Genomic DNA, 26,049 nt, shown 5'->3' with positions numbered 1-26,049 from the left:
TTTCGAAACGCTTTATTACCGAAAATGCGCAATCGTTTTCCGCAGCGCCTCGACCTTGGGCTCCGCGTCTTCGATGCTGCCGTAATTGTTGACGAACTGCATGATTTTGGGCTGCACCGCCTCGGCGTTCGGACACAGTCCTTGCTCAGGAAAATCGATGCCATCGTATAGGGGTGGGCAGCGACGCTTCCAGGCACCGGACGTCATGATCGTTTCATGATACAGAAGTGCCCATGCCGCATAGATCCCGTCGCCGCCGAACTCCGTGTATTTGTGGCGGAACTCCTGCCACGATACATCGTCGCGCTCGTACCGGAACGCGACGGTCCAATAGCTGTTGTGATACCCGTCCGGCACCTTCTGCGGCACGAGATAGTCAGCTTCTGCCGCCACCTCCAGATACATTTGCGAGATGCGTTGGCGGATGTCCAGAAACCAATCCATACGCTCGGTTTGCGCCAGGCCAAGCGCCGCGGCGACTTCCGGCATCCGATAGTTATGGCCGTAGGCGTCATGACGTTTGTAGGTCGGATCTTGGAAAATATCCTTGTTGTTCCGGATGCGCCCATCCTTTGCCTTGAGCGCCGCATACCCCAGGCTGCCGAACTTTCTCATCCAACCTGCATAGGCTTCGTTGTTGGTCACGACAATACCGCCGTCACCTGTCGTAATGTGCTTCGAGTTCTCTGTTGAATAGGACGTGATGTCCGCGATCTCCGCGATCGGGCGTCCTTTGTACAAAGTACCGAACGCTTCGGCCGCATCGTTGATGACCGCAATGTTGTGCTTTCGGCCAAGCTCCATCAGCGGATCGAGATCGCAGCTCAGTCCATAGAGCGAGATCGGCATAATGGCCTTGGTGCGCGAGGTAATCCTGCGGGCAACGTCATCCGGATCGATGTTAAAAGTATCCGGGTCGATGTCAGCGAAGACCGGCACCGCATTCTGCGCCAGAATTACGTCCAGGTTCGAAATCACCGTAAGGGGCGCGGTAATAACCTCGTCACCATACCCCACGCCGACAGCGTCAAGCGCAGCATGCAGCGTGGACGTTCCGGAGTTGAATGTTACAGCGTATTTGGCGCCAACTTTTTCAGCGAAAGCGGATTCGAAGCGGTTGTTCATGCTGCCTGAGGTCCCGGATCCGAATCCCGAATCCAGCACTTCGCGCAGATAGCCAAACTCATGATCGCCGAAACGCCAGGTATTCTTCATCTCAAGTATTTCCTTGGGAAGGGGGGAAACCCAGGAACTCGTCCTGAAGGCACCCCATGTGAATGTGGTCGAGATAGTCGTCACCGAAACGGTCTTGCTGCCGGGCCACGCCTTCGATTTGAAAACCCAGCTTCTCGAACACCCGGATCATCGCCGGATTGTTTGCCATGGATCCGGCAGTAAGGCGACGCAACCCAACGACATCGAAAAGGTATGTACACAGAAGAGCCAGGGCCTCGCTGGCATATCCCCGGCCCCAGCAGGTCCGGTCACCGAGCATGATTCCAATGTCAGCGGTTCCAGCGAACAGGTCTATCGACGCGGCCTTGACCGTTCCGACGAACCGATTGCCCTCTGTCTCACACAGGGCAAAGAAGAGAGTATTGTCTGCCGCTATCGCAGTCCGGCAATAGTCGAGGATTTCATCATCGCTGACGGACCGTTCCAGATACCTTGGCAGATTAAGCGTCTTAACGACTTCCCTGTCGCGAAGCCAATGCAGATAACTGGGATTGGACGCATGAGACATCGTGAACGGTTCCAAAGAGACCTGGGTGCCGATCAGAGTCGGAGCGGCCGAATCACAACCTCTCATACGGCAAGCCACCCGCCATCGACCGGCAGACAGACCCCTGTCACGTAGGCCGCTGCATCCGAACACAGAAATACGGCGGGGCCGGCGATATCGGCAGCTTCACCGAGGCGTCCCAGCGCCGTACGAGCCGAGTAGCGGCGCTGGAAGGACTGCGGCTGTCCCGCAGCAATTCCGCCGGGCGCCAAAACGTTGACGCGAACGCCATCCCGGCCATAACGCGCTGCCAGATAACGGGTATGATTTATGATGCCGCTCTTGATCGCCGTGTAAGGGGCAGGAACCCCCATATAGGTTCCTTCATAAATCGAAAAATCCGGTGCGCGCAGGCCATAGATCGACGAAATGTTCAACACGGCCCCACCGCCGTGCATCGCAATCTTGCGGCATGCCGCTTCAGCGATCACACAGGACGCAGTCATTTGCAGCGTGACGTTGCGAATCCAGTTTTCCGGGGTTTCGTCGCCTGGGTCCCTGCCCCAGTCTTCTGTCCGCGGATATGCCGCATTCACCCAAACGGTAAAATCCGCACCCAACTGGTCCATTAACTCCGGAACCGCTTCCGGATTTCCGACATCATACGCGATAACGGGATAGCGACCACCTTTGTCAGCGTCGCGGTCAATGCCAATCACGGTTGCGCCGGCATTCGCAAAACCATCAGCAATGGCCCTGCCGATCTTGCCCAAGGCGCCGGTGACGACCGCCGTTCGTCCCGCCAATTGGAATGACGTCACGTGGAAATTCGCTTTCTGGTGTGGGTTTCGATCCTAGGCTGCGACAGCAAGTATGCGGATCGCGTATCGGCCTAGCTCAGGAATTTTCCAAGCTACCGCACCCGCAGTGAATCCACTGCCGGTGCTCCAGCCATGTAAGCTGCTGCAATTTTGGTGTCAACAGAATTTGATATTGGGAGTACGACAGCTACGCATTCGGCCGTCAGATAAATTTACACTAAATTAGTGTGGACACGACCGGCGCACTCCGTTATGCAGCCGCGTATTATGACTGTCCTGAACTGAACACGACGGAATCCTCAATCCATGTCCGATCGCCTGACCCACCTGCGCCGCCTCGAAGCGGAGAGCATCCATATTTTCCGGGAAGTCGCGGCCTCCTTCGAAAACCCGGTGATGATGTACTCCATCGGCAAGGATTCGTCGGTGATGCTGCACCTTGCGATGAAGGCGTTCTATCCGTCGAAACCACCCTTCCCGCTTTTGCATGTCGATACGACGTGGAAGTTCCGGGAGATGATCGAATTCCGCGACCGCCGGGCGGCTGAGCTCGGCGTTGAACTGCTGGTGCATACCAATCCGGATGGTCTGCGCGATGGTGTCGGACCGTTCAGCCACGGTTCCAGCCTGCACACTGACATCATGAAGACCCAGGCGCTCAAGCAGGCACTGGACGCGCATAAGTTCGACTGCGCCATCGGCGGCGCCCGGCGGGACGAGGAGAAATCCCGTGCCAAGGAAAGGGTCATGTCCTTCCGCAGCAAGGGCCATGTCTGGGATCCGAAGAACCAGCGTCCCGAGCTCTGGAATCTCTACAACACGCGCATCGCCAAGGGGGAAAGCGTACGTGCCTTCCCGTTGTCCAATTGGACTGAGCTGGACATCTGGCAATACATCATGGCCGAGGACATCCCCATCGTACCTCTCTACTTTGCCAAGCCGCGCCCGGTCGTGAAGCGCGACGGCCAGTTGATCATGGTCGACGACGACCGGATGCCGCTGAACGAAGGCGAGACGCCGGAGATGAAGACGGTGCGGTTCCGGACGCTGGGTTGTTACCCGCTGACCGCCGCCGTCGAATCCGAGGCGGCGACGCTTCAGGAAATTGTTGCTGAAACCCTGATTGCACGCACCTCCGAACGGCAGGGCCGCGTTATCGACCATGATCAGTCCGGGTCGATGGAAAAGAAAAAGCGCGAAGGATACTTCTGATGAGTGCCAATCCGGAAATCGCCGCTCCGCTGACCGTCGCGGAAATTGATACCTATCTGGCGGAGCAGGAAAACAAGGACCTGCTGCGCTTCATCACCTGCGGATCGGTCGATGACGGCAAGTCGACCCTGATCGGCCGGCTGCTGTACGATTCAAAACTGATCTTTGAAGATCAGTTGTCCGCATTGGAGGCCGATAGCAAACGCGACGGCACCGTCGCGGGCGGGATCGACTTTGCGCTGCTGGTCGACGGTCTGCAGGCGGAACGCGAGCAGGGCATCACCATCGATGTCGCCTACCGCTTCTTTGCCACGGACAAGCGGAAGTTCATCGTCGCCGACACGCCGGGCCACGAGCAGTATACCCGGAACATGGCAACAGGGGCGTCGACCGCCTCCCTGGCCGTAATTCTGATCGACGCCCGCAAAGGCGTGCTGACCCAGACCCGCCGCCATTCCTTCATCGTCTCGCTGCTGGGCATCCGCAACGTCGTTCTGGCCGTCAACAAGATGGATCTGGCCGATTACGACCAGTCGGTCTTCGACGAGATCGAGGCGGAGTACCGGGCGTTTGCCGCTCAGCTTGGACTGACGGACATCACCGCGATCCCGATGTCCGCGCTGGAGGGCGACAACGTTCTGTCCCGCAGCGACAAGACCGATTGGTACGATGGGCCGACGCTTCTGGAGGCCCTGGAATCCGCACCGCTGCCGCAGGACCGGGCGGACGGCCCGTTCCGGATGGCCGTGCAATGGGTCAACCGGCCCAATCTCGATTTCAGGGGCTTCAGCGGCGTGATCACCGGCGGACCGGTTCGCCAGGGCCAGAAAGTCGCCGCACTTCCCTCCGGCAAGACAAGCACAATTCAACGGATCGTCACCTTCGACGGCGACCTTCAGGAAGCCGGCCCCGGTCAGGCGGTAACACTGGTTCTGGAGGACGAGGTCGACATCAGCCGCGGCGACATCCTTGCCGATGCCGAGACCCCGGCGGAGGTTACCGATCAGTTCGCGGCGCATCTGGTCTGGATGTCCGATCAGCCGATGCTGCCGGAACGGCCCTATCTGATGAAGATCGGAACCCAGACGGTCGGCGCGGCGGTGACCGAACTGAAGCACAAGATCAACGTCAACTCGCTGGAACATACCGCGGCGAAGACGCTCGAGCTCAATGAGGTCGCCGTCTGCAACCTCGCCCTCGATCATGCGGTGGCCTACGACCCCTACGAGAAGAACCCTGAAACCGGATCCTTCATCCTGATTGATCGCTATACCAATGCGACGGTCGGGGCCGGCATGATTTCGTTCGGTTTGCGCCGCGCAACCAACCTGGTTTGGCAGGAACTGGATGTCGACAAGCAGGCGCGGGCGGAACTGAAGCGACAGAAACCGGCAGTGCTCTGGTTTACCGGCCTGTCGGGCGCCGGAAAATCCACCGTCGCCAACCTTGTTGAAAAGCGCCTGATCGCCAGTGGACGTCACACCTATATCCTCGATGGCGATAATGTTCGCCATGGGCTGAACAAGGATCTCGGCTTCACCGAGGCGGACCGGGTGGAAAACATCCGGCGCGTTGCGGAGACGGCAAAGCTCTTCGTCGACGCCGGTCTGCTGGTTCTGGTTTCCTTCATCTCCCCCTTCCGCAGCGAACGGCAATTGGCGCGCGACCTCGTGGAAGACGGAGAATTCGTCGAGGTCTTCGTCGATACGCCGCTGGAGGTCTGCGAAGACCGGGATCCGAAAGGGCTCTATGCCAAGGCCCGCGCCGGTCAGATCAAGAACTTTACCGGGATCGATTCACCGTATGAGGCACCGGAAAATCCGGAACTGCGGATCGATACGACAGAAGGCGATCCGGATGTTCTCGCGGAGAAGGTTTTCGCCTTCCTGAAGGAACGCGGTTTCGTCTGATCCTCTCATCGACGGGGCATATTGGTCATGGCCGAACGCCCCGTCCGCTCCTATATCTGCAAAGGTGATATTGCGACGGATCGGGAGAGGCAGATGGGACGTACAATCGTGTTGAAGGCATCCGACGGGCACCAGTTCGGCGCCTATCGCGCGGACCCGGAGATGCCGGCCCGCGGCGGCGTGGTGGTGATCCAGGAAATCTTTGGCGTGAACCGCCATATCCGTGCCGTTGCCGACCGTTTCGCCGCCCTGGGTTACGTCGCCATCGCCCCGCAGATTTTCGACCGCCACCAACCGGATGTCGAATTGAGCTATGAGGCCGAGGACGTCCAGAAAGGACGCGATATCCGGGTCGAGGTCGGATTCGATAATCCTGTCCTCGACATCGCGGCCGCGGTTTCCGCCCTGAAGGATGAAGGTCTCAAGGCGGCCACCGTCGGCTACTGCTATGGCGGCGCCCTGGCGTGGCTGGCGGCCGCGCGCATCCCTGCGCTCGACGCCTCTGTCGGATATTACGGGACCGCCGCCGCCTTCAAGGATGAAGCGCCGACCTGCCCGGTGATGCTGCATTATGGCGACCTGGACGGTATGATTCCGTCGACCGACGGCGCCATGCTGGAATCGATGTATCCTGGCGTGCAGTCCTTCGTCTATCCGGCCGATCACGGGTTCAACTGCGACCTCCGGAGCAGCTACCACGCCGAGAGCGCGGAACGGGCCCTTGCCCGGACGACCGCCTTCCTTGCGGAGCATGTCGGGTGACCCGGGAAGCGATCTATCTTCCCGACCGCGGCATCGACCATCTCGTTCTGGCGGTTTCCGACCTGGACCAGGCGGCGGAGCGGTATGAGGCCCTGGGCTTCCGGTTGACGCCGCGGGCCATGCATCCTTGGGGCACCTCGAACCGGCTGGTTCAGTTGCAGGGCAGCTTTCTGGAAGTCATCGAAGTCGCCGAACCGGGAAACCTGTTTCCGCATGGGGAGCGCAGCTTCAGTTTCGGGACCTATCTGAACGATTACCTGCAGGCCCGTGAAGGGTTGGCCATGCTGGTCTTCGAAAGCCGGGACGCCCGCGCGGATCGGGATCAGTTCGCCAGGCGCGGCCTGCCGGATCTGGAGCCGTTCGACTTTGAACGCCAGGCGGTGCTGCCGGATGGGAAATCCGTGCGTGTCGCCTTCTCGCTGGCCTTCGTACCGGCGCCCGAAGCGCCGGAGGCCGTCTTCTTCACCTGCCAGCAGCACGCGCCGGAATACTTCTGGAAACCGGAGTATCAAGTGCATCCAAACGGGGCGCGGTTCGTCGAGGAAGTGGTGATGATTGCCGAGGACCCGGCCGCCCTGCGCCCCCTGCTGGAGAAACTTCAGGCTCCGGAGGCCGTCAGCCAGAATGAGGAGGGGCTAACCTGCGAAACGACCCGCGGGCGAGTGCGTGTCCTGTCCCCGTCGGCCTACGCCGATTGGTATGGCGGCTCGGCCGATCCGAACGCGCCGAAAACGCCTCATTTCGCCGGCACCCGGATCGGGGTCGACGACCTGGATGCGCTCCGCCGACAGCTTGATTCCAGAGGTATTGAAACACTCTGGGCCCGTGCAGGCTTGATCGTTCCCTCTGTTTCAGTGCACGGTTGCTGCATCGCCTTTGCGCAAATTTAGAGGACGTCGGCCAATGCGGGCCGTTTCCTGGCGACATTCGATCCTTATGACGGTGGCTCGTCTTTCCTGTGCCGCCGCTCTGGTGATCACCGCAGCCTGTCGGACCGTGCCGGACCCCGTGGCGACCCTGGAACCCGGAAATGCCTATAGCGGCTATTTCATCTGGGATTCTGAGCGATCTCTCGGTAACGCCGCGCTGCAATGCATGCAGCTTGTGTTCAACTCAGCCGACGCGCTGCCCGACGGTCGGGTCAGACTGGAAGGCGTGACGCGATATGTCACCGGCGTGAACGACGATGTCGATTTCGTCGAAGCCGAGATGATCTTCGACCCCGCCGCCGGCACCTTCATCATGTGGGAACGCAACGCCACCAGCGACAGCTTCGTATCAGACGGAAAGTTCGAAGGCCGGTTCCACACCGACATGCTGTTCCTGAGCGGAGTCTGGGCAAGCGATGGGGACGGGGAATCGGGATCCCTGACCTTACGACGTGGCCGCGACGCCCCCTGCCTTCTGGACCGCCACGCGTGACGGTCGGATCACCTTCAGGGCTCAGAGATCAATCTGCTGGATGTCGGTGATCAGAACGTCCTGAACGATATCCTCGCCCAGTGTTCTCTGAATGGCACGCTTGATGACCCGCTGCACCGCCCCGGCGCGCGGGTCTTTTTTGGTCATCAGGTACTCGCTAAGAGCGTTGAAAACGACAGATTCGACTTTTGGTTTGTACGCAGAGATTCTGGGAATCTGCTGGTCGCTGGTATGTTCAATCTGATAGGCGACCAGAAGCGTCCGAAGGCCACAATTTTCCGTTTCGAACTGCACCTGGGCCGCGCCCATGTCGTAGTAGAGAACAGCGCCTTCCTCGGCGGCGGGGACGGGGTGATGCGGGATCAGAGCCGATGCCGTCACGACGACACCTAGAAGGAAAGCCACTACCGAGTTTTTCATGCCTGATCTCCTGAAATCAAACCGCCCGATTGGGCGGCGCAAATACCGGTTGGAGTCTACTGCCTGCGCCGGTTTCAGAAAAGGCACCCCGCGACGAAACGTGCAAATGGATGGATTCAATCAGTCCGATCAGTTGTTCCAAAAGCAACACAATCAGACACGCTTGAGGAGATTGTCCTTTAGACCTGCATTTCAGAGTACCGAAGGCGCTTGAAACATTCTTCCACGGCCTCGCAGCCCTAATCCGGGATTCATTCCTTGCAAACAGGAGTTTACAACGGGGAGGATTCACGGTTCCGCAACACATCGACTTATGGTATAAACCCGCGCCTTTGAACAGGGGGAAACGGCCGCGCAAGGGGGTCCATACGCGGCGTTCAAAGTCGATAAGCCATGACGAGCCCGTATCTACGTAAGCCCCGGCGAGAGCTGGACGATGCGCTGAAGGAACGCGGATTGAATCGCGGGTCTGTCGGCATGGCCGATGGCGTCGGCGGTCCCAACGCCTCGTCGAAAGGCCGCGGAATCAGCGAGTCCGGCTGGTTTGTTCTGGGCATTTCGGCCCTGTTGATTTGCGGCGCCCTGATCGCGGTGTTTGCGATGCCGGATCCGTATGTGACTTATCCGCTGGAGGCCGAACGCGTGAACGATATCGCACCCGCGGCCGGCCCTTCGGCGCCGACGGGCAATCGCTACAGGCAGGTCATTCCCTACCTGCCCGACCCCGGCATGCCATCCGTCCCCGGGACAGGTACGCTTCAACCTCAGGAATAGTCGCGGCGCATCGCGGCAGCCAGGGCCGCTTCACCGCGCTCATCGAGTTCACGGATCACCGTGTCGCGCACATCCTGCGTCTTGTTCTGGGACAGCTTCGCCTTGCCCAGCAATCGCTCTACCGGCATCCGAAACGCCACGATGCCGCGCATCATGCCCTCGATATAGCCAGGCTTGGTGGCGGATGGCGACCAGCCGTCATTCCCTTCATACTGTCGTGCGGTTTCCGCCAGAATCCATTGAACGGTTTCTGCATCCTCGACCCTTTCCGGTCGACCCTCCGCGACCGCGGCAACGTAGTTCCAGGTCGGAACGGAGGCCTCCGGGCTGGGATACCAGGTCGGCGAGACATAGCCATGGGGGCCCTGAAACAGGGCGCGGCTGGGATGCATCCCATCGAACAGTTTCGCATGCGGATTGGGCCGGGCGACATGCCCGTACAGGGTACCATCGGCATACAGCATCGGAATGGCGGTGATCATCGGAAAGGCATCCGGCCCGGCAGTACTGATCAGATAGCCGAAGCCGTAGTCATCGATGATGGAACGGATGTCCTCCGGATCGGACAGCCGGAACATTTCGGGAATGAACATTTGGTACTTCTCCATACGCGCGCGGCACGCAGGACGTATCGGGTTCCGGTCCGCCGCAACAGGGACATTTACAAATAATCGCCCATGCCACCAAAAAAGCCCCCGACACGATGTCGGGGGCTTTCTGGTTTCGGGATCTGCGCCCGGTCAGCCCTGGCGCGCGATCATCATCTTCTTGATCTCCGCAATCGCCTTGGCCGGGTTCAGGCCCTTCGGGCAGGTCTTGGAGCAGTTCATGATGGTGTGGCAGCGGTAGAGCCGGAACGGATCCTCCAGATTGTCCAGACGCTCGCCGGTCGCCTCGTCGCGGCTGTCGATCAGCCAGCGATAGGCCTGCAGCAGAACCGCCGGGCCCAAATATCGGTCGCTGTTCCACCAGTAGCTGGGGCAGGACGTGGCACAGGAGAAACACAGGATGCACTCATAAAGCCCATCCAGCTTCTTCCGGTCTTCCGGTGTCTGCAGGCGTTCCTTGTCCGGCGGCGGCGGTGTCTTGGATTTCAGCCACGGCTCGACCGACGCCAGCTGCGCGTAGGCATTGTTCAGGTCGGGCACCAGATCCTTGACTACCTTCATATGCGGCAGCGGATAGATGTTCACATCCTTGTCGACATCGTCGATGAACTTGGTGCAGGCCAGCGTGTTGGTGCCGTCGATATTCATCGCGCAGGAACCGCAGATGCCTTCCCGGCAGGACCGCCGGAAAGTCAGCGTCTGGTCGACTTCGTTCTTGATCTTGATCAGCGCATCCAGAACCATCGGCCCGCATTCGTCTAGGTCGACCTCATAGGTATCGACCACCGGATTGTCGCTGTCATCCGGGTTCCAGCGGTAGATGTTGAACTTCTTGATGCGTTTGCCGGCATCCGTCGACGGCCAGGTCTTGCCCTTGCCGATCTTCGAATTGGCGGGAAGTGCGAATTCAGCCATGTCTCAATATCCTTCCTGACCGCCGGGTCTCAGTACACACGCGCTTTCGGCGGAATGGCCTTCACGTCGTTCGACATCGGCTGCATCATGACCGGGCGATAGTCCAGCTTCACCGAGCCGTCCTCGTTGAGCCAGGCCAGTGTATGCTTCATCCATTCCTTGTCATTGCGATCCGGATAGTCCTCGCGGGCCTGGGCACCACGGCTTTCCTTGCGGTTTTCGGCGCCGACGATGGTGACCATTGCCTGGCCGATCAGGTTTTCGAACTCCAGTGTTTCCACCAGATCCGAATTCCAGACCATGCCGCGGTCGGAGACCTTGATGTCGTCCTTGGCGGCCCAGACTTTCTTCAGCTCCTCGACACCTTCCTGCAGGACCTCACCGGTGCGGAAGACCGCGCAGTTGTTCTGCATGATCCGCTGCATTTCGGCCCGCAGCTCGGCGGTCGTGGTCGACCCCTTGGCATGACGCAACGCGTCGAACCGCTCGATCGCCGCTTCGGCCGCATTGTCGTCCAGCGGACGGGTCTTTTCGTTCGGGTCCACCGTTTCAGCGCAACGGTTCGCGACCGCCCGCCCGAAGACCACCAGATCTAGCAACGAATTGGACCCAAGACGGTTGGCGCCATGCACCGACACGCAAGCCGCTTCGCCCGCGGCCATCAGCCCCGGCACCGGCGTGTTGGGATCGCCGTCCTTCAGGGTCAGCACTTCGCCGTGATAGTTGGTCTGGATGCCGCCCATATTGTAGTGGCAGGTCGGGATGACGGGGATCGGTTCCTTGGTCACGTCCACACCGGCGAAAATCTTCGCGGTCTCGGCGATACCCGGCAGTCGGTCGTGAATGACCTCCGGGGCCAGATGTTCGAGATGCAGGTGGATATGGTCGTTCTTCGGACCGACGCCGCGCCCCTCACGGATCTCCATGGTCATGGAGCGGGAAACGACATCCCGGCTGGCGAGATCCTTGGCCGATGGCGCGTATCGCTCCATGAAGCGCTCGCCTTCGGAATTGGTCAGATACCCGCCTTCGCCGCGAACCCCCTCGGTGATCAGGCAGCCGGCGCCATAGATGCCGGTCGGGTGGAACTGCACGAACTCGCTGTCCTGAAGCGGCAGGCCGGCACGCAGAACCATCCCGCCGCCATCGCCGGTGCAGGTATGGGCGGAAGTGGCGGAGAAATAGATGCGACCGTATCCGCCGGTCGCCAGCACCACCTGTTTGGCGGCGAAGCGATGCAACGTCCCGTCGTCCAGGTTCCAGGCCAGCACACCGCGGCAGGCACCGTCCTCATCCATCAGCAGATCGATGGCGAAATACTCGATAAAGAATTCGGCATCGTTCTTCAGCGACTGCTGGTACAGCGTGTGCAGGATGGCATGGCCGGTCCGGTCGGCGGCGGCGCAGGTACGCTGGGCCGGTGGTCCTTCACCGAATTTTGTCGTCATTCCGCCGAACGGGCGCTGATAGATCTTGCCGTCCTCGGTGCGGGAGAACGGCACGCCGTAATGTTCCAGTTCGATGATCGCGGGCACAGCTTCGCGGACCATGTACTCGATGGCATCCTGATCGCCCAGCCAGTCCGACCCTTTCACGGTGTCGTACATGTGCCAGCGCCAGTCATCCGGGCCCATATTGCCCAGCGAGGCGGAAATGCCGCCCTGCGCGGCAACGGTGTGCGACCGGGTCGGGAAGACTTTCGTGATACAAGCGGTCTTCAGCCCCTTTTCGGCGAGGCCGAACGTCGCGCGCAACCCGGCGCCGCCCGCCCCTACGACAACCACATCATAGGTGTGGTCGATGACTTTGTATGCGTCACTCATGACTAGGATCCCTTGTTCGGGTTTTCCCGCAAACAGCTCGTTATGCGGTAAAGGCGACTTTGAGTACGGCGAAGCCGGACGCGATGGCCAACGCGAACACGCCCAGCTTGATAGCCAGCATTACCGCGATCTTGGTGCCTTCCGCATGAACATAGTCCTCGACCACGACCTGCAAACCCAGATGCAGGTGGTGGAATGTCGCAATGATCAGCAGCAGCATCGCGATCGCATTGAACGGACTTGCCAGCCATGCGGAAGCGGTCGCGAAATCCGATCCGGCCAGCGACAGCGCGGCATAGACAAACCAGAGCGTCAGCGGCACCAGGGCCACCGCGGTCACCCGCTGGGCCCACCAGTGATGGGTTCCGTCCTTGGCGGAGCCGAGGCCCCGAACCTTGCCGAGAGGCGATTTCAGGCTCATGGCGGGTCTCCCTAAAGTGCGGCGTAGCCGACGACCCAGGACAGGATCGTCAGGATGGCAGCGGCGATCGGAACGGCATGGCCCGAACGGGCCGCGGTTTCCAGATCGAAACCATGGCCGGTGTCCCAGACCAGGTGACGGATGCCATTCGCCAGATGATAAAACAGAGCGAACGTCCATCCGAACAGCGCGAGTCGGCCAATGACACTGCCGATCACGGCCTGGACGGTTTCGAAGGCTTCCGGACCGCTCGACAGGGCCACCAGCCACCAGACGAGCAGCAGCGTCCCGACGCCAAGCGCCACGCCCGTGGCGCGGTGCAGAATCGAATACGCCATCGTCCATTGCCAACGATAGACCTGAAGATGCGGGGAAAGCGGTCTTTCCTGCGAGCTCATCACCCCTACTGCCTTTCCTCGCCGCGGACATTCGTGCGGCGCCCATTGTCTCGTTTTGCAGCGGTCCCCGTATGCCCGGGAAAGTTCCGGAGAAGTGCCCCCGCGATAAGGGCCTCCCGAAGCGAACCGCCGGATCTGCGGCACCGAATATAGTATGAGCGGCACCGACGGCTAGACTAAGCCGTCCGGCCCTTCTGTCAAAATTTTTCGCGGCGCAACATGAACCGGAGCGGCAATTCATCGCAGAAATGGTGGAAAAAGCCACCGTAGTTTCAAACGGTTGTCACGGCCTGTGGATAAGTCTGTGAACAAGTTGTTACCAAATTGTTCAAAAATAAAAATCTACTCAACAACTTTTTTGACGACATCATTACTTTTGACTGGACAGATCAGTACATCGAACGCACAGTTTTATCAACGCAGATGTTACGGCCATTTCGCGTTTTTCGGATCGAGCTTGCCGGTGTCTTTCAGATAACGGCGCTTTAGACGAAATGACGCGGGGTCGATGGGATCAGGTTCGCCAGGACCGGGTCCCGCGGCACGGCCCCCCCAGGTTTGCGGAAGCGCTTTCGGGTGCTGACGCCAGGTCTTGGCAGGGTCGAATGCAGGCCGGACGGGCTTGCGCCGGAACGGGCAACCGGGACGGTGCTTGCATCCGGAAGGCGCTGCGGAGGATGCGGCTGCGGCCCGCTCGCGAATCTTCGGGTTCCGGTGCGGGCGGCCCGGACCGGACCGGCGACCAGGTGCTTTGCCAGGGTGACCGGGACTATGGTTCGGACGGGTTGAAGCGGTTGGCAAGCCTGCCGATCGACACTGCGCCGACGCGAGGGGGTTTCGGCTCCCGGAGGCTCCGTTTGCCGCGATCCGCTTCGGCCGATCCGGCACCGCCCCGACGGGTGACGCCAGACGCCTTGTCAGGCCGGCGGATCGGAGCCTCGCTCGCGTCACCGGATCGCTGATCCGGGCTGCTTGCAGTCCGGGTCGCTGACCGAAAGCGGGACGGCCGTTCGGCACGCCCCTTTCGACCGGGTGCGATCCGACAAATCGGGCGCTCGGCCGTCATTGGCCGGGCGCCCGTTTTCTTTTTGATTCCAAAAGAAAAATCGACAGACGTTAACGGTTTATTATCCAATCCCTGTTTGATTGGCATCATGGCGTTTTCTCTACCCTTCCATACTTCCCTTTCCGTCGAGGCGTGCATGGCCAAGAACCTGTTCCGTCGATTGGTCCTGGTGTGCGGTTTGGTCGTCACAATGGCCCTCCTCCCGGTACCGTCGGGACCGGCAGCTGCGGACACGTTGTCCGAAATCCGCGACAGGGGGTTGCTGCGCTGTGGCGTCATCAACAGCGGGATCGGGCTGTCGGAACTGGACGGCAGCGGCCGCTGGCAGGGTTTCTTTCCGGAATTTTGCCGCTTTCTCGCCGCCTCCGTTCTGGGCAGCGCGGACGCCGTCGAATTTATCGAAGTGAACTACGTGGTGCGTTTTGATGCCTTGAATTCGCGCGAATTCGACGTGCTGATGGCAAACACCACCTGGACCCTGACCCGTGACACCGACCTCGCGCTCAGTTTCACGCACCCGCTTTTCTACGACGGGCAGGGGTTTCTCGCCCACGCCTCGATCGGCGCACGCAATCTCCGGGATCTCGCGAAACTGGACCATGCGACCGTCTGCGTCAGCGAAGGCACGACAACCATCGTCAATCTGCGTGATCTGGTCGAAAGACTTGGGTTACCCGTGGAGGTCGTTCCGTTTCAATCCATCGAAGGCGTCTACGATTCCTTCTTTTCCCGGGATTGCGATCTGATGACCCAGGATCGCGTAGCGCTGGTGTCCCAGCGGTTGAACCGCGCCGGAAATCCAGACGACTACATCCTGTTCCCCAATGTGATCTCAAAAGAACCACTGGGGCCGGCGGTCCGGCAGGATGACCAGAAATGGTTCGATATTGTCCAATGGAGCGTCTACGCGACGTTCGCCGCCGAAGAAATGGGGATCACATCCGCCACGGTCGATACTTTCCAATCATCCACGAACCCTGAGATCCGCAGACTTCTGGGATCCGATCCCGGCCTTGGCGAACGACTGGGCCTCTCGGACCGCTGGGCCTATGAAGGCCTGAAACAGGTCGGGTCCTATGCCGAGATATTCGACCGTACACTGGGTCGGGAATCCTCTATGATGCTGGATCGCGGGTTGAACGCCCTATGGCGGGACGGTGGACTTCTCTATGCTCCGCCGCTGCGGTGATCGAAGCGGCGGTCGGTGGGGCCGGCGCTCCATTAAGCTCGTAAGGAAGCGCTGAGCCGCACCATGCGTTGGTCCCTGATATCCGTCCGGCTGATCGCCGCCATCTCGCTGCTTGGCCTCGTAACCTGCGGGGCGCTGCTGGCTGCGCTGGACAGTTTCGACAAGATGCGCGTCGGCTATGACGAGATGTCGACGCAGACCGTTCCAGAGCTGATCTCCGCCTCGCGCATCGGGCAGACGGCACAGGCGATCGCATCGACGGCCCCGGCTCTGGCAGCGGTTGATTCCACCTTCCGGCAACAATCGGTGAACCACCGGATCAACGATCAACTGCGGTTACTCGACGGGTATCTCGACGAATTGCAGGGCTATGTGCACACTAGGCCACGGTTTGACGAACTCATTCAGCGCATCCGGCAGAGCCGCGATGCCCTGGAAGAAAACCTGGATGGGCTGGATCAGACCGTTGCCGAGCGGATTCTGATCGATGCACGAATGGAGGAAACCTACGCCACCGCGCGCGCAATCGTGCAGCGTCTTCGGACCACTCATGCGGCCCTTGAACTGCAAGCCTCCAGCGGCGATGCCGTCAGTGGCGCCCTACACCGTGCCTGGTACCAGCCCATGGATCGCGCGCTCACCGAAGTGCTGTCGGTTCCCACCCTAAGTGCCGATATCCTGGTTGAACAGGCGCATCAGCGGGCAAACGACGCACTGAACGAGGCCACCGATCCGGAAATCCTGTCGGACGCAGATCTGTCGCGAGACCTCATCACCCAGTTGCAATCCCTGCAAGGCGAGGCTCGCTGGCTGATCGAAGGAGAGCGCGGCATCTTCGGTCTGGTAAAGGCGCAACTGACCCTGCTGCGCCGGCAGGACGGGTTGCTGAACGCCAACAAATTCCTGGCCAATCGCTTTGTCGGCTCTGTGGCGGACCTCACTCTGTTGCTTCGCGAAGAAACTCTCGCCAATAGCCTCTCCTTTGCGGAAGCGGCCTATTCGAAATGGCTGCTGCTGGTGGGGGTCATGGTCCTCTGCGTCGCAGCGGTCATCGGCCTGTCGCTCTATGTACGGACCCGCATCATTCGGCGTCTCAGCACCCTGCGCGAGGCCCTGATCGCCCGGGTCAGCGGCCGCCCCGTTCCCATCCCGGTCGACGGGCATGACGAGATCGGCGATATCGGACAGGCAGCGGCCTTTTTTGCCGAAGCGGTCGCCGAACGCGAACGAAGCCTGCGCCGGGCCAAGGAGGAGGCGGAGCGTCTGGCCGAACAGGCCGAAGCCGCCAACCGCGCCAAATCCATTTTCCTGGCCAATATGAGCCATGAACTCCGAACGCCCCTGAATGCCATCATCGGGTTCTCGGAACTGATCGGTTCCGGGCATACCGATGCCGAGCGGAACCTGGAATATGCCGGCGACATCAACGACAGCGGGCGTCACCTGCTGGAACTGATCAATCAGTTGCTCGACTACTCCAAGATCGAGGCCGGGGAACGCAAGCTGGCCCTGAACCGTGTACCGGTGCTTCAGGAAGTGGAATCGCTGGAGAAATTAATCCACCTGCAACTGGAACGACGCGCCCTGACACTGGACATCGACATCGCCCCGGAGGTCGAAGTCATGGCCGACCGGACCGCTTTCCGGCAGGTTCTGCTGAACCTGATGACCAACTCCTGCAAGTTTGCCTTTGAACGGACGGCAATCCGTGTCGCGGCAGCCCTGGAAGGCGGGTTGGTTCGGATCGAGGTGGAGGACAAGGGGATCGGCATCAGCAAGGAACATCTGAGCAGAGTCCTGCAGCCGTTCCATCAGGAAACGGACAGCTATATCCGACCTGCCGGGGGCACGGGGCTGGGGCTGGCGATCGTCGAATCCCTGGTCCGGATGCACGGCGGTTCCGTCTCGCTGGATAGCGAGAAAGGCGTCGGAACTAGGGTAACCGTGCGCTTCCCCATTGCGACGGACGACAGCCGGGGCCAGCCGCAGGAAGTCATTCGCGCGGCGAACGCCTGACCTCCGCCTGAAGCGACAGCCAGATCCCCACCAGGATCGGAACCCCACCGACCAATGTTGCCGCGGGAACGGCCTCGCCCAGATAGACCAGCCCCAGCACGGTCCCGAAGATCGGCTCCCCCAACAGGCAGATCGATGCGAAGACGGGCGAAAGCCGGATCAGCGCAAAATTGTAGGATGTGTGTCCCAAAACCTGGCTGACCAGCCCGAGCGCCAGCATTGCCAGCCAGGCGTCCATCGGCAGACCGGTGATAACGATGCCGGTCGCCGCGCCCACGGCCGCCAGGGCCAAAGCCGCCGTCCCGTAGCAGATGCTGACATACTGGGCGGTCGGCAGGACCGGCCGAACCTGACGTCCGATCGCCAGGTAACCGGCCATTGCAATACCGCCGATCACCGCAAGCGCCAGCCCGACCGGATCCCCGGACGGCCGCGTCAGCCCGTCCAGTCCCAACAGGACCGTGCCGGCCAGGCATAGGACGACGCCGGTCAGCGTGCGCCGGTCGGGCCAGCCCTTCCCAGTCACGACATCGAACACCACCAGCCATACCGGCGACAGGCTCACCAGAACGGCGCTTTCGGCAATGGTCAGACGCTGAACGGATTCGATCCACGCACCGAAATGCAATGCCAGAAAAAGACCCGACACCAGGGAGAGAACCCGCGCGCGCCCGACATTCGACGCAACGGGGGAAATACCCCGGAAAGCAAAGGGCAGGAAAACCGCGGTGCCGATGGCAACCCGCATCGCCGCGATCAGCAAAGCCGGCGCGTCGCCCGCCCAGCGTATGAAAATCACGGCATGGCTGACAGCTATCAGACCAACCACCGCCATGACGATCGCCGTCCTGTGAGACGGGCCTTTCGCCCCGGCGCCCGATAACGGATTTCCTGCCACTGAACCGGTGCCTAACGCGTCGGCCGTGGCGTGTCCTCGCCGTAATCGTAGAACCCTCGGCCGGTCTTGACCCCAAGCCATCCGGCTTCGACATATTTCACGAGCAACGGACAGGGCCGATACTTGGCGTCCGCCAGATCGCCATGCAGCACCGAAAGGATCGCCAGACACGTATCCAGCCCGATGAAATCCGCCAGTTCCAGCGGCCCCAGGGGATGGCGGGTGCCGAGTTTCATCGCCGTGTCGATCGCGGTGACGGTACCCACGCCTTCATACAGCGTATAGATCGCCTCGTTGATCATCGGCAACAGGATGCGGTTCACGATGAAGCCTGGAAAATCCTCGGATACGGCGACAGTTTTCCCAAGACCTTCGGCATAGGCGCGAAACTTCTCGAAAGTCTCGTCGGTCGTTGCCAGTCCCCGGATCAGTTCGACCAGCGGCATGGCGGGTACCGGGTTCATGAAGTGGCAACCGCAGAACTTTTCGGGCCGGTCGGTGTTGGCGGCCAGCCGTGTGATCGAGATCGACGACGTATTGGTCGACAACAGCGCATCCGGCGGCATGTGCTCGATGGCCCGCTTCAGGATCTCGCGCTTGGTGCTTTCGTTCTCCGTCGCGCTTTCGATCACCATGTCGCAATCGGAAAGCAGCGCGTAATCGGTGCCGGTCCTGATCCGGGCAAGGGCGGGTTCGATCTCTGACGCCTCGATCATGCCCCGCCCCGCCTGCTTCTCCATGAAGGCACGAATCCGGGACAACGCATCCGCAAGGATGTCTTCCGAAATGTCGATCAGTCTTATTTCCGCACCGGCAAGCGCCGACGCGTGGGCGATGCCATGACCCATCTGGCCCGCCCCTATGACGCCGATGGTCTTGAACATCGCCGCCTCCTTTCCCGCATGACCCGGCCGGAACCTCCGTTTCGGGTCCCGGTCCATTCTATGTTGCGGTGCAACTTTGAGCCGGTCGGAATTGTAATGCAAGAGTCATGGGCGGATTAGATCGCGACGATTTGACCGCCGTCGATGTGTTACGGTTCCGGGGCTGCCGCCCCTTGGCGTCAGTTCTTCAGTTTCGGCGGGCGGCGCACCATCCCGGCCGGCACGTCCGATTGCGATTCCAGGAAGACCCGACGCCAGACGAAACCGTCGCCGTCCTTCACCATGATCCACGTCCGGCCGAACGCGGAATCGAGCATGACCGGTCCATTGTCGGTTTCCACGACGACATAGCGTCCCGGCACATCGCGGGCGGTGTCTTCATCGGATTGCGCGTTGGCGGCGCCGGCGATCATGCCCCCGATCGTCACTGCGGCGGAGAACAGAACGGCTTTCCCAAATTTCGACATGCTACCCCTCCTGGAAGTCGACTGCGCCTGCGGTGCCGGCGGCTGCGCCAATATAGGCCCGACCCGATCGCTATGGAAGGCCCGAGACCATCCCGACATGGGACCATCGGCAACCGATATCGGCGCAGTTCCTGCCCAATCAGCTATCGCGTCGCGCCAGGGCGAGGCCAACGCCTGTCACGATCAGCAGGGTACCGGTGATCCGCGCGCGAATCAGGGCGCGCTGGGCATCCTGCATGAACGGGCGTACCCGACCTGCCAGAACGGCATAGCCGCTATCGCAGACCAGCGCGATCCCCAGCATCGACGCCGTCATGATTGCCAGCTGCGGGCCAGCGGCCAGGGACGGATCCACGAATTGCGGAAAAAACGCCGCATAGAAGATGATGGTCTTCGGATTGGTGATGCCGGCCAGGAACCCATAGCCGAACAAGGCTGAAATGCCGCGCTTCCGATCCGCCTGTCCCTCGTCCAGAACCGTACCGCGCGACCGCCATTCCTTGATCCCCAGATAAATCAGATAGGCTGCACCGGCCAGGCGGACGATATCGAAAACATCCGACAGCAGGGCCAGTACCGTGGTCATGCCGATGGCGCCGGCGACCAGCAGGACCCCGGTTCCGACATTCGCGCCCAGCATGGTCGCCATGCCATAGGGGGTGCCGCGTTTGAGGCTCGTGGCAATCACCAGGGTGACCACGGGCCCAGGCATCAGGATCAACAGGACCGAGGCAAGGCAGAACGCCACATAGAGTTCGGTGTTCACCATGACCTAAATTACCTCCGTCTCTTCCAGCGGGCGGCCCGCCAAAATCCTCTCATACCCGAATGGCGAGAGATCCAGACTGCGATACTGACCGTAAATGATCCATTCCGCCAGCCCCCGGCCGACGGCCGGTGCCTGCTGCATGCCGTGCCCGCTGAATCCATTGGCGAAGATGAAGTTCGCGACTTCAGGGTGGGGTCCCAGAATTGCGTTGGCATCCAGAAGACACATGGCGTAGTGGCAACCCCAGGCCGAAACCTGCTTGATCGCCTCGAAAGCCGGCACGCGGTGCGCCAGCGTCGGCCAGAGATACTCCTCGAACTGGCTGTAGTCGACGTCGTAGTCGGTGTTCTCGGGGTCTTCCTCCCCGGGGCCGGGTGAACGACCGCACAGAAACCCTTTTCCCTCGGCACGGAAATACGTGCCGCTGCTGTCGATGACCAGCAGTCCCTGGGGGATCGTCTCCCGTGTTTCGCAGTAGAAGACGCAGCGCTTGCGCGGCGAAACCGGCAACCCGTCGATCCCGGCCATTTCCGCCGTCCAGCGTGCGCGCCCGCCGGACGCATTGACGAAGACGCCCGCGGACAGCCTTTGCCCGTCATTCAGGACAACCGCATCGATCCTGTCGCCGGTGCGGTCCATGGACACCACTTCCCGGTCGAGATAGGTGACACCGAGCGACGAAGCCTTGCGGCGAAACGCCCGCATCAGGGCATACCCATCGAACCAGCCTTCCTGCGACAGGCCCAGATGGGCCAGGGCAAGATCGTCCGCATTCATCCAGGGAAAGCGGGCACCAATCGCGTCGCTCCCCTCGATGCGGTCAATCTCTGCCCCGCCGTCCCGCTGAATCGTCAGGGTCCGGTCGAAGGATTCCCGGTGGGCTTCCTCCCCCAGGAATAGATATCCGCCATCGCGAAACTGAATGTCCGGCGCGTCGCCCTCCACGGCCAAATGGGTGCCGACGTCCTTCAGGAAGGCATAACCATAGCGCGATATGGCCACGTTTTCCGCGGTCGAGAACTGCTGTCGGATCGATGCGACAGACCGGGCGGAGGTGCTGAACTCGTAAGTCGGGTCCTTCTCGACAACCGTGACCCGACCGTCGAAGGCCGGATCACGGGCCAGGAAGTAGGCGATCGCGCTGCCGATGACGCCGCCGCCGATGACGACGACATCGGTCATTTCGCGCGCTCGCGCAGTTTGGTGATCGTTGTGGAGACCGAAATCGCTTCCGCAGAAGTCATCAGTTCGATCAGGGCCGGCCCCTTATGCGCCCGCGCCTTCGCGAAGGCATCCGGAAAGTCCTCCGACTTTTCGACGCGGATGCCCAGCGCCCCGTATGCCTCCGCCAGCTTGGCAAAATTGGGGTTGCTGAGGTCCGTTCCGGACACTCGGTTCGGGTATTCCCGCTCCTGATGCATGCGGATGGTTCCGTAGGTGCCGTTGTTCGAGACGATCACCGTCAGATCCAGGTCATGTCGCGCCGCCGTGGACAATTCCTGACCGTGCATCATGAAGCAGCCGTCGCCCGCGAAGCAGATGACTTCACGATCCGGTGCAGTCAGCTTGGCCGCGACAGCGGCGGGCATCCCGTATCCCATGGAGCCGGAAGTCGGTGCCAACTGCGTCCGGTAGGTACGGAACCGGTAATAGCGATGCACCCAGCCGGCGTAGTTCCCGGCGCCATTGGTGACAATTGCGTCCGGCGGCAGAGTGTCGGCGACATGCGCCAGAACATCTTCCATCCGGACGTCGCCCGGTGTCGGCAGGGGCGTCAGGCTGTCGCGATATCCCTTGTTCAACGCCGCGGTGCGTGTCGGATCCAGCCGGGCACCGGACAGTTCGACCTGATCCAGGGCCGCTGCAAAGGCCGATGTCGACGCGACAATCGCAAGGTCCGGACGATAGACACGCCCCAGTTCCGATCCGTCCGGGTGAACGTGAATCAGCGTCTGCTGCGGGTTGGGAATCGCCATCTGCGTATAGCCGCCGGAGGTCATTTCCCCCATCCGCGCGCCGACAACGATCAGCAGATCCGCCTCGCGGATCGCCTCGCCGAGGCTGGGAATGGGCCCGATGCCGCTATGTCCGGCGTAATGCGCATGATCGTTGTCGAAGTAATCCTGAGCCCGGAACGAGGTACAAACCGGAAGGCCGGTGCGGCTGCTGAACGCTTCCGCCGACTTGCGGGCGTCATCGCTCCAGCCCGGGCCTCCCAGGACCATCATCGGCCGTTCGGCCTGTGCCAGCATGTCGGCAAAGGCCGCCATGTCGTCGGCATTCGGCTTGGCATATCCGGGATTGGCGGGTTTGGCATCCGCGACTTCGGCCACTTCCGTGAGCATGTCTTCCGGCAGTGCCAGGACGACCGGTCCCGGTCGGCCCGACATCGCGACATGATAGGCGTGGCTGATGTACTCGGGGATGCGCTCAACGCTGTCGATCTGCGCCGCCCATTTGGCCAGCGGCGCGAACATCTGACGATAATCAACCTCCTGAAACGCCTCCCGATCGACCATGTCGCGGCCGACCTGGCCGATGAACAGGATCATCGGCGTCGAATCCTGGAAGGCGATATGGACCCCGGCCGAGGCATTGGTCGCGCCCGGCCCGCGGGTTACGAAGCAGATCCCGGGACGGCCGGTCAGTTTACCGTAGGCATCGGCCATCATCGCCGCGCCGCCTTCCTGCCGACAGACCACAGGCTGGATTTCCGGCACATCATACAGGCCGTCCAGCACTGCCAGATAGCTCTCTCCTGGCACGAGGAAGACCCGGTCGCAGCCCTGAATTTTCAATTGGTCGGCCAATATCCGGCCACCGTGCCGAGAGTCACCTCGCGCCGCGGAAGTCATTTCGCGTCATTCCTTCGATTGATGGTCATATGTGTTGGTTCGCGCAGACTAGTCACGCCCTGCGGGGCTTCGCAAGCGCTGTGACGGCCTGCCGGAAAATGCCTTGGAACAGCCTCCGCAATGGGGCTGGAAAAACATGCCCGATCGCCGCACAGTCCCCGCCACACGACACAGAACGACGAAACGGATGGTCTAAACGATGCAGATTGCATTCATCGGCACCGGCATCATGGGCGCGCCCATGGCACGGAACCTGGTCAGGAACGGCTTCACCGTCACCGCCTGGAACAGAAGTCGCAGCAAATCGGACGCCTTGAAGACCGATGGCGTTATCGTCGCCGAAACGGCCGCCGAGGCTGCGCGGAAGGCCGATCTGGTCATCGTGATGCTAAGCGACGGCCCGACCTGTGATCATGTGTTGAACGATCAGGGTGATCACGGCGCCCCGGTCCTCCCGGCGATGAGAGCCGGCAGTCGACTGGTCGTGATGTCGTCCATCCCGGTCGAAACGGCCCGCGATCAGGCGGAACGGGCGGCGGCACGCGGTATCGGCTATCTGGACGCCCCGGTTTCAGGCGGCGAGAAGGGCGCGATGGAAGCAACCCTCGCGATCATGGCCGGCGGCCGGGAAGAGGATTTCGAAGCTCTGCGGCCGGCCTTCGAGGCCATGGGCCGCCCGACGCTGGTGGGGGCTGCCGGCGCCGGACAACTGGCCAAGCTGGCAAACCAAATCATCGTCGGCAACACGCTTGCCACGGTGGCGGAGGCCCTGATCTTTGCCCAGCGTGGCGGCGCCGACCCAGCCGCAGTGCGTCAGGCGTTGCTGGGCGGGTTCGCGGATTCAACGATCCTGCAGCAACATGGATTGCGCATGTGCGAAGGGAACTGGGCGCCGGGCGGCTTCTCGAAGTATCAGTTGAAGGATCTGCGGACGGCAATGGCCTTCGCATCAACCCTGGGACTGGACCTGCCCGTATCCGGCGTCACGACCGGTCTTTATGAGGACACCGTCGCGAACGGGGACGGCGACAAGGACCAGAGTGCGGTTTTCCTGGAACTGATGCGCCGGAACGGTGCCTGACGTACCCACATCCGGAATTGGCGGATTGCACGGATTTCGCTAGAGTCTCTTCCTAGGGTGGTGGATCGCCTTCCCCGGGGGCAGAAATTGATGAGTAACGAGGAAGCGAAGCCGCAAGGACGGCGCCTGACCCGGACCGTTCATGCGCGGTTTCTGATCGCCTACGTACCCGCGGTCATTTTCGTGATCGTGCTGTTCGTTGCCCTGGTCGAGGTCCTGACCTATCGCAATGCCAGCGCCGCGTTGCGCGAGCGCGTCGAGCATATGGGCGCCAATCTGTCGATCATCCTGGCGGAACCCGTGGCTCAGAACGATCGGCGATTGGTTCAGTCCGTCATCGCCAATGCGGTCCACGACCGGGATGTCGCCTATATCGGTGTTTTCGACTCCCAGGGCGCCCCCATCGCCGAGGTATCACGGGACGAAATCAGGCCCGGCGAAAACCTGGTCTTCACAAAACCCCTGAACATCGGCGCCGGTGACGATGCGATTGCGGTCGGACGCCTGCGCGTTGCCCTGACCGATGAACGCCTGCTGGAGGCCATGGCAAACCGCCTCTATTTCGCAGGCACGTTGTCGACCTTGCTCCTTGTGGCCATCGTCATCGTCGGCTCCTTCGTCTATCGACGCGTTGTCGGGGATCCGTTGAGCCGCCTGATCGCGGTCATCAATCAGACCGATCAGGGTCGCGGCGTCACGCGCATCGCCCCCAGCCGCGACGATGAGGTCGGCGATGTATTCCGGGCCTTCAACAAGATGCGTGACCGGCAGCACCGCAACGAAATCGAACTGGAGGCCGCACGCGACAGCCTGGAGAAGCGGGTCCGGGACCGGACCTCCGAACTGAAGCTGGCCCATGACGAAGCACTGGCTGCGAACCGCGCGAAGAGTCAGTTTTTGGCCAATATGAGCCACGAATTCCGTACGCCGCTGAATTCGATCATCGGCTTTGCCGAACTTCTCGGCAGCGACACCGTTACGGATAAGGCGCTGCGGGAGGAATATGCCAGGGATATCCGCCAAAGCGGCGTTCACCTTCTCACCTTGATCAACGATCTGCTGGATCTGTCGAAGGCGGAAGCGGGCAAACTGGAACTGCAGGAATCCGTCATGGATGTCGGTGCCATGATCGACGCCTGCATCGGCATGGTTCGAAACGGCGCGCAGGAAAAAGGCCTGCAGATTACCGCACAGATCCCCGAATCCTCCCCGGCCCTGCGTGGCGACGAAAGGAAGGTTCGCCAGATGGTCCTGAACCTGCTGTCCAACGCGGTCAAGTTCACGCCCTCAGGCGGAACGGTCTCGATCACCTCGCGGCCGGCAGTGAACGGCGGTCTGGACATCACGGTTGCCGATACCGGGATCGGGATTGCCGCCAGGGACCAGGAACGCATCCTGAAACCCTTCGTCCAGGTCGACAGCGCCTATACGCGCAAGCACACGGGGACCGGCCTCGGCCTGCCGCTGGTCAGGATGCTGGCAGAACTGCATGGCGGCCGCCTGACGCTCAAGAGCGTCCAGAATCAGGGAACGACGGTGACGCTGAATTTCCCGGCTGACCGGACGCAATACGACAGCCGCATGGCCCGCGTGGCGGAATAGCGGCTGTCGCTGA

25 protein-coding genes are annotated in these 26,049 nt (G+C 61.2%); 10 read left to right on the top strand and 15 right to left on the bottom strand.

Annotated elements, in window-relative coordinates:
• Positions 1-15 precede the first annotated feature (15 nt).
• Genes R8L07_12340 through R8L07_12330 form a run of 3 tightly spaced genes read right to left on the bottom strand, consistent with a single transcriptional unit; the run spans position 16 to position 2,544 of the window.
• On the bottom strand, positions 16-1,215 hold the full coding sequence (locus R8L07_12340) for a DegT/DnrJ/EryC1/StrS family aminotransferase (GenBank protein ID MDW3206316.1): 1,200 nt from the start codon (positions 1,213-1,215) through the stop codon (positions 16-18).
• Between the two features lies 1 nt (position 1,216).
• Positions 1,217-1,810, bottom strand: a complete 594-nt coding sequence (locus tag R8L07_12335; protein ID MDW3206315.1) for a GNAT family protein — start codon at positions 1,808-1,810, stop codon at positions 1,217-1,219.
• Positions 1,807-2,544: an SDR family oxidoreductase gene (locus R8L07_12330; GenBank protein MDW3206314.1), complete on the bottom strand. Its 738-nt coding sequence runs from the start codon at positions 2,542-2,544 to the stop codon at positions 1,807-1,809. The genes R8L07_12335 and R8L07_12330 overlap by 4 nt, the downstream gene beginning before the upstream one ends.
• A gap of 306 nt (positions 2,545-2,850) precedes the next feature.
• Here R8L07_12330 and cysD point away from each other — a divergent pair, with 306 nt between their 5' ends.
• The 5 genes from cysD (at position 2,851) to R8L07_12305 (ending at position 7,850) form a co-directional block, all read left to right on the top strand.
• Positions 2,851-3,756: a sulfate adenylyltransferase subunit CysD gene (cysD, locus tag R8L07_12325; protein ID MDW3206313.1), complete on the top strand. Its 906-nt coding sequence runs from the start codon at positions 2,851-2,853 to the stop codon at positions 3,754-3,756.
• On the top strand, positions 3,756-5,666 hold the full coding sequence (cysN, locus tag R8L07_12320; GenBank protein MDW3206312.1) for a sulfate adenylyltransferase subunit CysN: 1,911 nt from the start codon (positions 3,756-3,758) through the stop codon (positions 5,664-5,666). Before cysD ends, cysN begins: the two co-directional genes overlap by 1 nt.
• A 93-nt stretch (positions 5,667-5,759) precedes the next feature.
• A complete protein-coding gene (locus R8L07_12315) occupies positions 5,760-6,428 on the top strand; it encodes a dienelactone hydrolase family protein (protein MDW3206311.1) in 669 nt (222 codons plus the stop codon).
• Positions 6,425-7,318 carry a VOC family protein gene (locus R8L07_12310; GenBank protein ID MDW3206310.1) on the top strand — a complete coding sequence of 298 codons (894 nt, stop codon included), beginning with the start codon at positions 6,425-6,427 and terminating at the stop codon, positions 7,316-7,318. Before R8L07_12315 ends, R8L07_12310 begins: the two co-directional genes overlap by 4 nt.
• A gap of 13 nt (positions 7,319-7,331) precedes the next feature.
• Positions 7,332-7,850, top strand: coding sequence for a hypothetical protein (locus R8L07_12305; GenBank protein MDW3206309.1), 519 nt, complete (start codon positions 7,332-7,334; stop codon positions 7,848-7,850).
• Positions 7,851-7,871: 21 nt separating this feature from the next.
• On the opposite strand, the gene R8L07_12300 is transcribed toward R8L07_12305, so the two are convergent.
• A complete protein-coding gene (locus R8L07_12300; GenBank protein MDW3206308.1) occupies positions 7,872-8,270 on the bottom strand; it encodes a hypothetical protein in 399 nt (132 codons plus the stop codon).
• A 393-nt stretch (positions 8,271-8,663) separates the two neighbouring features.
• Between R8L07_12300 and R8L07_12295 the strand changes: the two genes are divergently transcribed.
• Positions 8,664-9,044 (top strand): hypothetical protein, encoded by a 381-nt coding sequence (locus R8L07_12295; GenBank protein MDW3206307.1) that lies wholly within the window; start codon positions 8,664-8,666, stop codon positions 9,042-9,044.
• Here the strand turns inward: R8L07_12295 and R8L07_12290 are convergent.
• The 5 genes from R8L07_12290 to sdhC all read right to left on the bottom strand — a co-directional run bounded on the left by R8L07_12290 (position 9,035) and on the right by sdhC (position 13,209).
• Positions 9,035-9,637 carry an FMN-binding negative transcriptional regulator gene (locus R8L07_12290; protein MDW3206306.1) on the bottom strand — a complete coding sequence of 201 codons (603 nt, stop codon included), beginning with the start codon at positions 9,635-9,637 and terminating at the stop codon, positions 9,035-9,037. The genes R8L07_12295 and R8L07_12290 overlap by 10 nt on opposite strands.
• A 147-nt stretch (positions 9,638-9,784) precedes the next feature.
• The gene (locus R8L07_12285) at positions 9,785-10,567 is read right to left on the bottom strand and encodes a succinate dehydrogenase iron-sulfur subunit (protein ID MDW3206305.1); all 783 of its coding nucleotides are present in this window, start codon (positions 10,565-10,567) and stop codon (positions 9,785-9,787) included.
• A 29-nt stretch (positions 10,568-10,596) separates the two neighbouring features.
• Positions 10,597-12,390, bottom strand: coding sequence for a succinate dehydrogenase flavoprotein subunit (gene sdhA, locus R8L07_12280; GenBank protein ID MDW3206304.1), 1,794 nt, complete (start codon positions 12,388-12,390; stop codon positions 10,597-10,599).
• Between the two features lie 40 nt (positions 12,391-12,430).
• On the bottom strand, positions 12,431-12,811 hold the full coding sequence (gene sdhD / locus R8L07_12275) for a succinate dehydrogenase, hydrophobic membrane anchor protein (protein ID MDW3206303.1): 381 nt from the start codon (positions 12,809-12,811) through the stop codon (positions 12,431-12,433).
• A gap of 11 nt (positions 12,812-12,822) precedes the next feature.
• Positions 12,823-13,209: a succinate dehydrogenase, cytochrome b556 subunit gene (gene sdhC / locus R8L07_12270; protein ID MDW3206302.1), complete on the bottom strand. Its 387-nt coding sequence runs from the start codon at positions 13,207-13,209 to the stop codon at positions 12,823-12,825.
• A gap of 1,202 nt (positions 13,210-14,411) precedes the next feature.
• Between sdhC and R8L07_12265 the strand changes: the two genes are divergently transcribed.
• Together R8L07_12265 and R8L07_12260 are read left to right on the top strand one after the other, a co-directional pair.
• On the top strand, positions 14,412-15,464 hold the full coding sequence (locus tag R8L07_12265) for an amino acid ABC transporter substrate-binding protein (GenBank protein MDW3206301.1): 1,053 nt from the start codon (positions 14,412-14,414) through the stop codon (positions 15,462-15,464).
• A gap of 63 nt (positions 15,465-15,527) precedes the next feature.
• Positions 15,528-17,480, top strand: a complete 1,953-nt coding sequence (locus R8L07_12260) for a HAMP domain-containing sensor histidine kinase (GenBank protein ID MDW3206300.1) — start codon at positions 15,528-15,530, stop codon at positions 17,478-17,480.
• Here the strand turns inward: R8L07_12260 and R8L07_12255 are convergent.
• From R8L07_12255 to R8L07_12230, 6 genes are all read right to left on the bottom strand, one after another.
• Positions 17,458-18,315: a DMT family transporter gene (locus tag R8L07_12255; protein ID MDW3206299.1), complete on the bottom strand. Its 858-nt coding sequence runs from the start codon at positions 18,313-18,315 to the stop codon at positions 17,458-17,460. The two genes, R8L07_12260 and R8L07_12255, sit on opposite strands and share 23 nt — an antisense overlap.
• A 74-nt stretch (positions 18,316-18,389) precedes the next feature.
• Positions 18,390-19,262 carry a 3-hydroxybutyryl-CoA dehydrogenase gene (locus tag R8L07_12250; protein ID MDW3206298.1) on the bottom strand — a complete coding sequence of 291 codons (873 nt, stop codon included), beginning with the start codon at positions 19,260-19,262 and terminating at the stop codon, positions 18,390-18,392.
• Positions 19,263-19,441: 179 nt separating this feature from the next.
• The gene (locus R8L07_12245; protein ID MDW3206297.1) at positions 19,442-19,729 is read right to left on the bottom strand and encodes a hypothetical protein; all 288 of its coding nucleotides are present in this window, start codon (positions 19,727-19,729) and stop codon (positions 19,442-19,444) included.
• Positions 19,730-19,868: 139 nt separating this feature from the next.
• Positions 19,869-20,498 carry a LysE family translocator gene (locus R8L07_12240; GenBank protein MDW3206296.1) on the bottom strand — a complete coding sequence of 210 codons (630 nt, stop codon included), beginning with the start codon at positions 20,496-20,498 and terminating at the stop codon, positions 19,869-19,871.
• A 3-nt stretch (positions 20,499-20,501) separates the two neighbouring features.
• The gene (locus tag R8L07_12235; protein ID MDW3206295.1) at positions 20,502-21,680 is read right to left on the bottom strand and encodes an FAD-binding oxidoreductase; all 1,179 of its coding nucleotides are present in this window, start codon (positions 21,678-21,680) and stop codon (positions 20,502-20,504) included.
• Entirely contained in the window at positions 21,677-23,353 is a 1,677-nt protein-coding gene (locus R8L07_12230) for a thiamine pyrophosphate-binding protein (protein ID MDW3206294.1), read from the bottom strand. Before R8L07_12230 ends, R8L07_12235 begins: the two co-directional genes overlap by 4 nt.
• Positions 23,354-23,552: 199 nt before the next feature.
• Between R8L07_12230 and R8L07_12225 the strand changes: the two genes are divergently transcribed.
• Together R8L07_12225 and R8L07_12220 are read left to right on the top strand one after the other, a co-directional pair.
• Positions 23,553-24,434, top strand: a complete 882-nt coding sequence (locus R8L07_12225; protein MDW3206293.1) for an NAD(P)-dependent oxidoreductase — start codon at positions 23,553-23,555, stop codon at positions 24,432-24,434.
• 90 nt (positions 24,435-24,524) lie between these two features.
• Complete coding sequence (locus tag R8L07_12220) at positions 24,525-26,036, top strand: ATP-binding protein (protein ID MDW3206292.1); 1,512 nt, start codon at positions 24,525-24,527, stop codon at positions 26,034-26,036.
• Positions 26,037-26,049: the final 13 nt, after the last annotated feature.

It is taken from the genome of Alphaproteobacteria bacterium, assembly GCA_033344895.1.
GTDB lineage: Bacteria > Pseudomonadota > Alphaproteobacteria > UBA8366 > Aestuariispiraceae > Pacificispira.
The sequence above is the reverse complement of the archived record's forward strand: the minus strand, read 5'-3'. Positions and strand labels throughout refer to the sequence as shown.

Bases quoted from the DNA above. Each gene is read 5' to 3' on its own strand.
- sdhC (MDW3206302.1), bottom strand. From the start codon at position 13,209: ATGAGCTCGCAGGAAAGACCGCTTTCCCCGCATCTTCAGGTCTATCGT.
- R8L07_12335 (MDW3206315.1), bottom strand. From the start codon at position 1,810: ATGAGAGGTTGTGATTCGGCCGCTCCGACTCTGATCGGCACCCAGGTC.
- R8L07_12305 (MDW3206309.1), top strand. From the start codon at position 7,332: ATGCGGGCCGTTTCCTGGCGACATTCGATCCTTATGACGGTGGCTCGT.
- R8L07_12225 (MDW3206293.1), top strand. From the start codon at position 23,553: ATGCAGATTGCATTCATCGGCACCGGCATCATGGGCGCGCCCATGGCA.
- R8L07_12290 (MDW3206306.1), bottom strand. From the start codon at position 9,637: ATGTTCATTCCCGAAATGTTCCGGCTGTCCGATCCGGAGGACATCCGT.
- R8L07_12315 (MDW3206311.1), top strand. From the start codon at position 5,760: ATGGGACGTACAATCGTGTTGAAGGCATCCGACGGGCACCAGTTCGGC.
- R8L07_12285 (MDW3206305.1), bottom strand. From the start codon at position 10,567: ATGGCTGAATTCGCACTTCCCGCCAATTCGAAGATCGGCAAGGGCAAG.
- cysN (MDW3206312.1), top strand. From the start codon at position 3,756: ATGAGTGCCAATCCGGAAATCGCCGCTCCGCTGACCGTCGCGGAAATT.
- R8L07_12235 (MDW3206295.1), bottom strand. From the start codon at position 21,680: ATGACCGATGTCGTCGTCATCGGCGGCGGCGTCATCGGCAGCGCGATC.
- R8L07_12230 (MDW3206294.1), bottom strand. From the start codon at position 23,353: ATGACTTCCGCGGCGCGAGGTGACTCTCGGCACGGTGGCCGGATATTG.
- R8L07_12220 (MDW3206292.1), top strand. From the start codon at position 24,525: ATGAGTAACGAGGAAGCGAAGCCGCAAGGACGGCGCCTGACCCGGACC.
- R8L07_12295 (MDW3206307.1), top strand. From the start codon at position 8,664: ATGACGAGCCCGTATCTACGTAAGCCCCGGCGAGAGCTGGACGATGCG.
- sdhD (MDW3206303.1), bottom strand. From the start codon at position 12,811: ATGAGCCTGAAATCGCCTCTCGGCAAGGTTCGGGGCCTCGGCTCCGCC.
- R8L07_12260 (MDW3206300.1), top strand. From the start codon at position 15,528: ATGCGTTGGTCCCTGATATCCGTCCGGCTGATCGCCGCCATCTCGCTG.
- R8L07_12245 (MDW3206297.1), bottom strand. From the start codon at position 19,729: ATGTCGAAATTTGGGAAAGCCGTTCTGTTCTCCGCCGCAGTGACGATC.
- R8L07_12240 (MDW3206296.1), bottom strand. From the start codon at position 20,498: ATGGTGAACACCGAACTCTATGTGGCGTTCTGCCTTGCCTCGGTCCTG.
- R8L07_12255 (MDW3206299.1), bottom strand. From the start codon at position 18,315: ATGGCGGTGGTTGGTCTGATAGCTGTCAGCCATGCCGTGATTTTCATA.
- sdhA (MDW3206304.1), bottom strand. From the start codon at position 12,390: ATGAGTGACGCATACAAAGTCATCGACCACACCTATGATGTGGTTGTC.
- R8L07_12250 (MDW3206298.1), bottom strand. From the start codon at position 19,262: ATGTTCAAGACCATCGGCGTCATAGGGGCGGGCCAGATGGGTCATGGC.
- cysD (MDW3206313.1), top strand. From the start codon at position 2,851: ATGTCCGATCGCCTGACCCACCTGCGCCGCCTCGAAGCGGAGAGCATC.
- R8L07_12300 (MDW3206308.1), bottom strand. From the start codon at position 8,270: ATGAAAAACTCGGTAGTGGCTTTCCTTCTAGGTGTCGTCGTGACGGCA.
- R8L07_12340 (MDW3206316.1), bottom strand. From the start codon at position 1,215: ATGAAGAATACCTGGCGTTTCGGCGATCATGAGTTTGGCTATCTGCGC.
- R8L07_12265 (MDW3206301.1), top strand. From the start codon at position 14,412: ATGGCCAAGAACCTGTTCCGTCGATTGGTCCTGGTGTGCGGTTTGGTC.